9 protein-coding genes are annotated in these 9,554 nt (G+C 72.2%); 7 read left to right on the plus strand and 2 right to left on the minus strand.

The window, feature by feature from the left end:
- Window positions 1-88: 88 nt before the first annotated feature.
- Window positions 89-1,294: an MFS transporter gene (locus IE94_RS0122505; protein ID WP_209441079.1), complete on the minus strand. Its 1,206-nt coding sequence runs from the start codon at window positions 1,292-1,294 to the stop codon at window positions 89-91.
- Window positions 1,295-1,583: 289 nt separating this feature from the next.
- On the opposite strand from IE94_RS0122505, the gene IE94_RS0122510 reads away from it, so the two are divergent.
- The 7 genes from IE94_RS0122510 to IE94_RS0122540 are packed head-to-tail and all read left to right on the plus strand — an operon-like array spanning window position 1,584 to window position 8,194.
- The gene (locus tag IE94_RS0122510; RefSeq protein ID WP_245235300.1) at window positions 1,584-2,681 is read left to right on the plus strand and encodes a FecCD family ABC transporter permease; all 1,098 of its coding nucleotides are present in this window, start codon (window positions 1,584-1,586) and stop codon (window positions 2,679-2,681) included.
- A gap of 1 nt (window position 2,682) precedes the next feature.
- Window positions 2,683-3,456, plus strand: a complete 774-nt coding sequence (locus IE94_RS0122515; protein WP_030187168.1) for an ABC transporter ATP-binding protein — start codon at window positions 2,683-2,685, stop codon at window positions 3,454-3,456.
- A gap of 14 nt (window positions 3,457-3,470) precedes the next feature.
- Window positions 3,471-4,481, plus strand: a complete 1,011-nt coding sequence (locus tag IE94_RS0122520; protein ID WP_030187170.1) for an ABC transporter substrate-binding protein — start codon at window positions 3,471-3,473, stop codon at window positions 4,479-4,481.
- Window positions 4,482-4,525: 44 nt separating this feature from the next.
- Window positions 4,526-5,278 (plus strand): class I SAM-dependent methyltransferase, encoded by a 753-nt coding sequence (locus tag IE94_RS0122525; RefSeq protein WP_030187172.1) that lies wholly within the window; start codon window positions 4,526-4,528, stop codon window positions 5,276-5,278.
- Window positions 5,275-6,084, plus strand: coding sequence for a Rossmann-like domain-containing protein (locus tag IE94_RS0122530; protein WP_030187174.1), 810 nt, complete (start codon window positions 5,275-5,277; stop codon window positions 6,082-6,084). Before IE94_RS0122525 ends, IE94_RS0122530 begins: the two co-directional genes overlap by 4 nt.
- Window positions 6,081-7,085, plus strand: a complete 1,005-nt coding sequence (locus IE94_RS0122535; protein WP_030187176.1) for a GHMP family kinase ATP-binding protein — start codon at window positions 6,081-6,083, stop codon at window positions 7,083-7,085. Before IE94_RS0122530 ends, IE94_RS0122535 begins: the two co-directional genes overlap by 4 nt.
- Window positions 7,043-8,194 carry a pyridoxal-phosphate dependent enzyme gene (locus tag IE94_RS0122540; protein ID WP_078606559.1) on the plus strand — a complete coding sequence of 384 codons (1,152 nt, stop codon included), beginning with the start codon at window positions 7,043-7,045 and terminating at the stop codon, window positions 8,192-8,194. Before IE94_RS0122535 ends, IE94_RS0122540 begins: the two co-directional genes overlap by 43 nt.
- Before the next feature lie 372 nt (window positions 8,195-8,566).
- Here IE94_RS0122540 and IE94_RS0122545 read toward each other — a convergent pair whose 3' ends face one another.
- Window positions 8,567-9,109, minus strand: a complete 543-nt coding sequence (locus IE94_RS0122545) for a hypothetical protein (protein WP_030187180.1) — start codon at window positions 9,107-9,109, stop codon at window positions 8,567-8,569.
- Window positions 9,110-9,554: the final 445 nt, after the last annotated feature.

Here is a 9,554-nt window from a genome sequence, read left to right on the forward strand (position 1 = left end):
TCGCCGGACGCCGGACGCCGGACGCCGGACGCCGGACGCCGGACGCCGGATGTCCGACGCCGGTCGGCCGACCCGGCGCCCTGTCCGCCTACGCCGTCCTGTCGCCGCGCCCTCGTGCGACGGAGAAGGTGCGGGCGCCGGGCGCCAGGGCGGCGGTGGCGGGCGCCGCGAAGCAGACGAGCGCGCAGGCCGCGAGGACCGCCGTGGCGCCGAAGGCGTCGATGGCCGGGGCGATGAGGGCGAGGCCGAGCGGGGCGAGGCCGTAGGACAACAGGAAGTCCAGGGAGGAGACACGGGCCAGTTTGTCCGGAGCGACCTCGCGCTGGGCGGCGGTGAACCAGGGCACGTTGAAGAGTTCGACGCCGATGCCCGCGACGGCGTAGGCGGCCGGCACGACGACCGGGTGCACGGGGAACACCAGGCTGAGCGGGGCGAAGCCGTAGCAGGCCAGCCCGGCGAGAGCGGCCCGGCCGGGGGAGCGCGGGCGCCAGCGGGCCATGAGCAGCGCACCGCCCAGTGCTCCCGCGGTGTAGGCGGTCATCGCAGCCGCCAGCACGACCTCGGTCCCGTACTCGTCCCTGCTGACCAGGGGAAGGGCGACGCCGGTCGCGGAGTAGCCGGTGGCTATCACGGCCGTCAGCGCGCCCAGGCCGGCGAGGAACCAGGGGTGCCTGCGCGCCTCGCGGACCCCCTCCGCGAACTCGGCCGGGAAGGACGCCCTGACCGCCCCGGCCGAAGGCTCCGAGGTCGCTTCCGCGGTCCCGGGCCGGGTGCCGGTCGGGGGTACACAGGCCGCGACCAGCCAGAGCAGCCCGATGCCCACCAGCAGTGCCCTGGTGTCCAGGAAGACGGCGAGCAGAGCGGCCGACGAGGGGCCGACGAGCGTGGTGACCCGGACCGCCAGGGTCATGGCGGCGTTGGCCTGCTGCCTGCGCCCGGCGTCGACCACTTCGGCGGTGAGGGCCTGGTAGGCGGGTCGGCAGGCGCCCTGCCCGGCGCCCGCCACCGCGGCGGCCGCCGCCATCAGCGGCACGGAGCGCTCCAGTCCCGCGGCGATCACCGGTGCGGCGGCTCCGGCGGCCAGCCCCGCCCACAGCACGACGCCCCGGCGGGAGTGCCGGTCGGCCAGCACCCCGGCCACGGGCACCGCGGCGAGGAACCCGACGGTACGCGCCGCGAGCAGCAGGCCGAGGTCGGCGGCGGTCAGGGTCCGGCCGAAGACGGCGAGGCCGAGGACGAAGGGCAGGGCCCAGGTGGCCAGGCCCGACGCGGTGGCGCCGGTCCACAGGCGCAGGAAGGCCAGGTCGAGCAGGATCGAGGGCTGCTTCGCCGGAGGGGACTCGGCGGCGGTGGGAAGGGCGGAGGGAGTGGGCACGAGGGAGTGCTCCTGTCCTGTCGGCGGCGAGGGGTCGGGACGCGTACCGGCGGCAACGGCTGTGTACTGCACGGAAGTTGTGCGGCGGGACCGGCCTGGTGGCACGGCGGGCAGCGCGATGCGGCTCACACTATCGCAGTGATAATCATTTCCATTAGAGTGCTACCGGTCGTCGTCCTGCGAGGGGTGTTGGGTTCCATACATGAACATGATTTCCATTGACGAGGTGGTGACGCCACGGCCCGAAGCCGCCGTGCGAGGCCGGTCCGCGTCCCTCAAAGCACTGCTGCTCGGCTGCACGGCGCTGGTCGCCCTCCTGCTCGTGTCCGTCGTCGTCGCCATCGGGCTCGGTCCCGCCGTCGTCACCCCGGGGGAGACCGCCCGCCATCTGTGGGCCGCTCTCAGCGGCGGGCGCATCGCTCCCGATGAGGTGACGACGTATCAGATCGTCTGGCAGATCCGCACGCCGCGCGTGCTGCTGGCGGCGCTGGTGGGTGCCGGGCTGAGCGCGGTCGGAGTGGCGATCCAGGCCATGGTGCGCAACGCGCTGGCCGACCCCTTCGTCCTCGGGGTCTCCTCGGGCGCGTCCGTGGGCGCCGTCGGGGTCACCGTCACCGGAGGGCTCGCGGTACTCGGCGTCCACGCCGTCTCCGTCGGCGCGTTCGCCGGCGCGCTCGTCGCCTCGCTGCTGGTGTACGCGGCCTCCTCCCGCAGGGGCGCGCTGTCACCGCTGCGCCTCGTGCTGACGGGCGTGGCCCTGTCGCTGGGATTTCAGGCTGTCATGAGCCTGATTGTCTACTTCGTGCCGGACGGCGAGGCGACGAGCACGGTCCTGTACTGGACCATGGGCAGCTTCGGTGCGGCGACCTGGGGCGCGTTGCCCGTCGTCTGCGTCGTGGTGCTGGCCGGACTCGCGGTCCTGTACCGGTACGGGAGGGCACTGGACGTCCTCTCCCTCGGCGACGAGACCGCCGCCAGCCTCGGCTTCGACCCCGACCGCCACCGCAAGGTGCTGCTGATGCTCGTCTCACTCGTCACGGGCGTCATGGTCGCCGTCAGCGGCGCCATCGCCTTCGTCGGACTCGTCATGCCGCACCTGGTGCGGATGGTCGCCGGGGCCACGCACGCGCGTCTGCTCGCCGTGGCCCCCCTGGTCGGAGCGATCTTCATGGTGTGGGTCGACCTGGCGGCACGGACCCTGGTGGCCCCGCGCGAGCTGCCACTCGGGGTCATCACCGCGCTCGTGGGGGTGCCCGTCTTCATCGCCCTCATGCGGCGCAGGGGCTACACCTTCGGACGGCGCTGACGTGGACCTGGAACTCGATGAACTCACCGTGGTGACGGACGGCCGGAGCCTCGTGCGCGGGCTGTCGCTCCAGGTGCCGGACGGAAAGGTCGTGGGGCTCGTCGGGCCCAACGGAAGCGGCAAGTCCACCGCCCTGCGGTGCGTGTACCGGGCGCTGCGGCCCAGTTCCGGAACGGTCAGGGTGGGTGAGCGGGACCTGACGCGCCTCCCGCTGCGCGACAGCGCCCGCACCGTCGCGGCCATGACCCAGGACGGCGGCGTCGACTTCGACTTCACGGTCGAGGAGGTCGTCGCCCTCGGCCGCGCGCCCCACCTGCGCGGGAACCAGGCGCTCAGCGGCCGCGAACGCGCCCTGTGCGAACGGGTGATGGACCGGCTCGACATCGGACACCTCGCGCACCGGGGCGTTCTCACACTGTCGGGCGGTGAGCGCCAGCGCGTCCTGCTGGCCCGCGCGCTCGTACAGGAACCGCAGATCCTCGTCCTCGACGAGCCGACCAACCACCTGGACGTCCGCCACCAGGTCGACCTGCTCTCGCTCCTGAGCGGGTCCGGACTCACCGTCCTCGTCGTCCTGCACGACCTCAACCTCGCCGCGGCGGCCTGCGACCGGCTCGGCGTCCTCTCCCAAGGCCGCCTGGTCGCCTCCGGCACACCCGAAGCCGTGCTCACCCCACAGCTCGTCGGTGACGTCTTCGGTGTCACGGCCAGCGTCGTCCCCCACCCGCTGACCGGCGATCCCCAACTCCTGTACTCGCTCGACTCCGCCCGATGAAAGGCTGCTCACGCATGCGTACCACCCCCATTCCCGGCACGGCCCGCCGGCCTGTCGCGCTCGGCTCGGCCCTGGCGGCGGCCCTGGTGCTCGGCGGATGCGGCGCCGAGGTCGAACCGGACGCCAAGAAGTCCGGCACGGTCACCGTCAAACGCTGCGGCGAACCCGTCGAGTACACGGTGCCCGAGCGGGCCGTCGCCTATGAGGGCGGCAGCGCGGACAAGCTGTTCGCCCTCGGTCTGACGGAGCACGTGCACGGCTATGTGATGCCTCCCGCCAACCCGCCGGTGACCGAATCCCCGTGGGCGTCCGAGTACGCCAAGGTGAAGATGCTCTCCGACGACCTCCTGAACAAGGAGGTCGTGGTCGAGGCCGAGTCCGATCTCGTCGTGGCCGGTTGGAACTCCGGTTTCAAGGACGAGCGGGGCATCACACCCGAGATCCTGGACAAGCTCGGCATCCAGAGCTTCATGCACACCGAGAGCTGCTTCAACTACCCGGGCCACCCCGAGCGGATGAGCCCCTTCGAGGCCCTCTACACCGACCTCGAACGGCTGGGCGAGATCTTCCGGGTCGAGGACAGGGCCGCGGACGTCGTCGACGGGTTGAAGAAGCGCGTGGCGGAGGTCGGGAGCAAGGCCCCGACGGGCGATCCGGTGCCCGTCTTCCTCTACGACTCCGGCACCGACCAGCCGTTCACCGCGGGCAACCAGGTGCCCCCCAACGACATCATCAGGACGGCGGGCGGCAGGAACGTCTTCGACGGCCTCGACGAGCGCTGGACCCAGGTCAACTGGGAATCCGTCGCCGAGGCCGAGCCCGAGGTCGTCGTCATCCTCGACTACGGCGACCAGCCCGCCCAGAAGAAGATCGACTTCCTGCGGAAGTCCGCCCACACCAAGGGGCTGCCCGCCGTGAGGAAGAACAACTTCTTCGTCCTCGACTACAACGAGGGCATCAGCGGGCCCCGCAACATCGACGGCCTGGAGAAGTTCGCCACCTACCTGCGCGAACTCGAGGGCTGAGCCACCGCGTGCCACCCCCGCCGTACCGACCAGGAAAGGACACCATGGACCTTCACGCGATCGGCCAGGCCCTCGTCGAGCAGCTGCCCCCACCGCTGCCCGCCGACCGGATCATCGCCCTCAACCAGCCCAAGGCGGACGTGCACACCACGCGTTCCTACGAGTGGAACGGCTGGACGTTCGACGTCCCACCCGGCGTCTTCATACCCGGCTGGACCAGCCGCCTGATCCACGAGCGGGTGCTCGACGGCCGTATCGAGACCCGAAACCTGCGCTACGCCGCCATGGGCGCGGGCCTGGGCGTCGAGGCCGTAGCGGCGGGCGTCCGGGGGGCACGGGAGATCCACGCGCTCGACATCCACCCGCAGAGCGTGGCCGCCGCCACCGGTCACTACCGCCGCCTGGTGGGCGAGCGCCCGGGCACCACGTTCGCCCCGGCGGTGAGCGACGTCTTCGACGCCCTCCCCGAGGGTGTCCGGCTGGACGTGGTCACCTTCAACCCGCCCGCCGTCAGCCAGACCGTCAGTGAGGACCCCGACGTCGTACGCAACGTCTGCGTGGGAGCGCCGCTGCTGGCGAAGTTCTTCGCCCAGATCGCGGAGAAGGACCTGCTGGCCCCCGGCGGCGAGATCCACCTCATCGCCTCCAACACCGCGGATCTGCGCGCCCTGGTCCGGCACGCGCTGGACCACGGGCTCAGCCCTCGGATCGACCACCTCCACGACTGGCGGGACGGCGTGCTGACCTTCCTCTTCCGCATCACCCATGACACGCCGTGCACCGGAGGAGAGCGATGAAGCCCACCGCGGAACTCCTGGCCGCCGTCCTGGCGGGCGATCACGGCCCCCGCCCCACCGACCTCGTGGCCACCAGCGTGTTCTGGGTGCACCACGGCACCCGGCTGGCCGGCGGGAACACCACCTACCTCAACCAGTACGTCCTCGTCCGACTGGGCGACTCCTTCGGCGGCTGCGCCTTCGAGGCCGGCGAGGTCGATCCGTCCGTGTGCCGCGACGCCTCCGGTGCCGCCCTGGACACGCTGCTGGGCGACGTGCCCCGTCCCCTGCGGATCGCCGCTCTCGACGCCTACCTCAGCTCGGTCCGCCCGCACCGGGAGGCGGCCGAGGCCGAACCGGTCACCCTGCCCGCCGGGACGCCCGAGACCCGGGCACTGGCCCGGGACGCGGCCATCGCCGGACTCCTCGACATCGACGCCGGGGCCAAGGTCGCCCTGATCGGGGTGGTCAACCCGCTCGTCGCCGCGATCCGTGAGCGCGGCGGTGATCCCCTGCTCTGCGACCTCAACCTGCGCACCACCCAGTGGGGCGATCCGGTCACCGACGACATGCACGAGGTCCTCGACACCGCCGACGCCGTCGTGGCCACCGGAATGACCCTCGGCAACGGCAGCTTCGACACCGTCCTCGCCCGCTGTCGCGAACGCGGTGTGCCCCTGGTGGTCTACGCCCAGACCGGCAGCGCCGTGGCGCGAGCCTTCCTCGGACAGGGCGTGACCGCCCTGTCCGCGGAACCCTTCCCCTTCTCCCAGTTCAGCGCCGAACCCACCACCCTGTACCGCTACCGGGTGGCGGCCGGCGCATGACCGCCACCACCCGCCCGTCCGAGGCCGCCGCCCCCGGCACGGAGGGCACCGGACGCGCCGCCTGCCACCACGGCGAGATCCTGCAGGGCGTCTTCCTCGACGAGCGGTGCCGCCCCGTCCACGGGCTGGTCACGCTGCCGATGAACGGACCGGGCAGCACCGCCCGGTTCGCGCACCGGCCCGGCAGCCCGCCGGACGAGGTGACGGTGACACCCGCCGGCCGGACCAAGGCGCGGGCGGCGGCCGTCCTCGCCGTACGGGAGTGCGCGGCACGCCGGGACGCGAAGCCCTGCGGCGGGGACCTGACCCTCGCCGGTGACCTCCCCGTCGGCCTCGGAATGGGTTCCTCCACCAGCGACGTCATCGCCACCGTGCGGGCGGTCGCCGACTCCTGGGGGGTGGGGCTGCCCTCGGAGACGATCGCCCGGATCGCGGTGCGCGCCGAGGGCGCCAGCGACCCCCTGATGCACGGCGTGCGCCCCCTGCTCTTCGCGCAGCGCGAGGGCCGTGTCCTCGAAGTGCTCGGCCCCGCACTGCCACCCGCCGTGGTGGTCGGGTGCACCCTCGCCCAGGGCGCACCGGTCGACACCCTCGCCCTCCCCGCCCTCCACCACGACGACGACCTCACCGCCTACGCGCAGCTGCGCGGCATGCTCCGCCGCGCGGTGACCACCGCCGACACCGCCCTGCTCGGCCGGGTCAGCACCTCCAGTGCCCGCCTGCGCCAACGCGTCCTGCGCCACCAGGAGTTCCCCACCCTCACCGCCATCGCCGACCGCGCGGGCGCCGTCGGCGTGCAGATCGCCCACAGCGGAAACGTCGCCGGCATCCTCTTCGACCCCCGTGCCCCCGGCCTGCACCCCGCCCTGCGCCGGTGCGCCCGTGCCCTGGACCGCGCGGGCATCACACCGACCCGGACCTTCACCACCTTCGCGTCCCCCCTCAGCGAGGAGTTCCCGTGGACGAACACATCTCGGACGCCATCGGCCGTCCGGACCTGATACGCCTCGACGACGGCCTGCTGTGTCTCCGCTTCGAGACCATGAAGGTCGTCTCCGCCCTCGCCGCCGTACGCCACCTGCTCGACACCGGAGCCGTACGACGCGGAGACACACTCATCGACAGTTCCAGCGGCATCTACGCCTACGCCCTCGCCCTGGCCTGCCACCGCTACGGCCTGCGCTGCCACATCGTCGGCTCCACCACCGTCGACCACACCCTGCGCACCCAGCTCGGCATACTCGGCGCCCACCTGGAGCAGATGCCGCCCAGCAGCAGCCTCCAACTCGACCAGAACCGCCGGGTCGCCCGCGTCCGCGAGATCCTGCGCGAACATCCCGGCTACCACTGGATGCGCCAGTACCACGACGACATCCACTACCTCGGCTACGAAGCCGTCGCCGAGCGGATACACGACCGGACGGACGGCGACTGCCTCACCCTCGTCGGCGGGGTGGGCTCCGGCGCCTCGACCGGCGCCCTCACCCACTACCTGAGGAAACGCTCCGCCGACGTACGACTCGTGGGTGTCCAGCCGTACGGGAGTGTCACCTTCGGCAGCGAGCACGTCGCCGACCCGGAGATCATCATCGCCGGCATCGGCAGCTCCATCCCCTTCGGCAACGTCCGCCACGACCTCTACGACGTCCTGCACTGGCTTGCCTTCGACGCCGCCCTCGCCGGCAGCGTCGACCTGCTGCGCCGGCACGCCGTCTTCGCGGGCCTGTCGACCGGGGCTGCCTACCTCGCGGCCCGGTGGGAACGTCGTGCGGAGCCCGGCCGGACGGTGCTGTTCATCGCCGCGGACACCGGCCACCGATACGTCGACACCGTGTTCGCCCGGCACGGCGAGGCCGCCCGGATCGAATCCCTGGCACCCCGGCCGGTAGACGGCGGGGACGAACTGGCCCTCCCGTGGTCACGGATGAGCTGGAACGGGTCGCCCGCACCGCAGGGAGCGGTCGCCGGACAGAGCGCCACAGCGACGTGGCGCCACGTCGGGAAGGCCCCCGGACTCGGCGCTCCCCGCGGCACGGCGACGGACCCCTCGGCGCGGGACACCGTCCGGCATCGGCAGGTGTCCCGCAAGGAGAATCACAACGAGGGGTGACACTGTTATGAGTGCCGTGGGGAGCGCGGCGGGTGTGCCCCGGACGCCGATCGAACCCCCGCGAACCGGCGTCCGGGGCACCTGTTCGTTCGCCGATCGACCCGCACACTGGCAGGGGCCGCCCGGATCGGCATGTGCAACGTGCTGAAGCGGTGATGATGCGGTCCAGACATGGCAGACCGCGGACACACGGACGCACGGACCATGTGACAAGGGTGCGGTGTCGGGCGGCTCCGGGAGAGGACTGCGTCACAACGAGACAGTAACCGTGCGACGGCGGGAGACGTCACACGCATCTTCCCGATCCCGGGGCTGTGATGCCCGGGGCCACCTGAACACCCAGCTCCTGTCCGCCGAGGACGGACGGGCCGCTCAGTGTTTCGCCGCGCGGTACAGTCCGCGGCCGACACGACGGACGCGCGAGGAGCCGACGAGACGGTCGAGGGTGCTCCGGACGGCGTTGATGCTGCCACTGTCGGTGTCCCGCCCGAGGGCGGACGCCACGTCCCGGGCACGGACGTCGAAGTCACCGGCTTCCGCGAAGTAGGCCAGGATCTGCTCGGTGAGCCTGCCGTACGGCCGCACGCCGTCGGAGTCGATGTCGGAAGCGCCGGCCGGCGACCGCTCCTCCTCGTCCTCCTCGGTCGTCTCCACGACCGGTGCGGGCGTCGGCGGCACCGGCGGCGGGACCTGTGCGTCGGCGTCCCGCGGCCGGGGGGCCGTGGGCGTCATAGGAGCCCCGGGCATGAGGGCCTGGAGGGCACCGAGAGCCCGCGGCACGGAGCCGAGATGAGCGGTGACCGCCGCCAGTTCCCTCTCCAGTGCCTGCTTCTGCACCTGAAGGCGGACCAGGTCCTCCTGGAGGCCCTCGGCGGTGATCTCGATGTCGCGGGCCGTGGGAGTCACGGAGATCATGCGTTCCTCTCGTCCTCACCCCTTGTTCCGGCGGGGCCGCCCGATGTGCGGGCTCCGTCACCCGGCCCGGCACCAGGGGCATAGTACCCGGACACCAACAAAGTGCCCCCGAGCGCCGGAGAACGCGGTGTGCGGCCGTCGCCGCGACGCACTGTTCACCACGACGGCCCCCGGGCCCGGCCGTGTGCACCCTCGGGCACGGCCCCGCACGGAGTGGTCGAACCGGATGCCACGTTCCTGGTCCGCGGTCTCCTCCGCGAGTTCGCGAAGGAGACCAGGGGCAGGGCCCTGGAGGAGATCGGCCGACCCGCCCCGAACCCGGGCGGGTCGGCCGGTGGAACGCGTCACGCCTCTTCGTCGACCCAGCTCATGAGCTTGCGCAGCTCCTTGCCGGTGGTCTCCAGCAGGTGCTCGGAGTCCTGCTTCTTGTACTCGTTGTACTTCT

The sequence above is a fragment of the Streptomyces violaceorubidus genome (assembly GCF_000717995.1).
GTDB classification, from domain to species: domain Bacteria; phylum Actinomycetota; class Actinomycetes; order Streptomycetales; family Streptomycetaceae; genus Streptomyces; species Streptomyces violaceorubidus.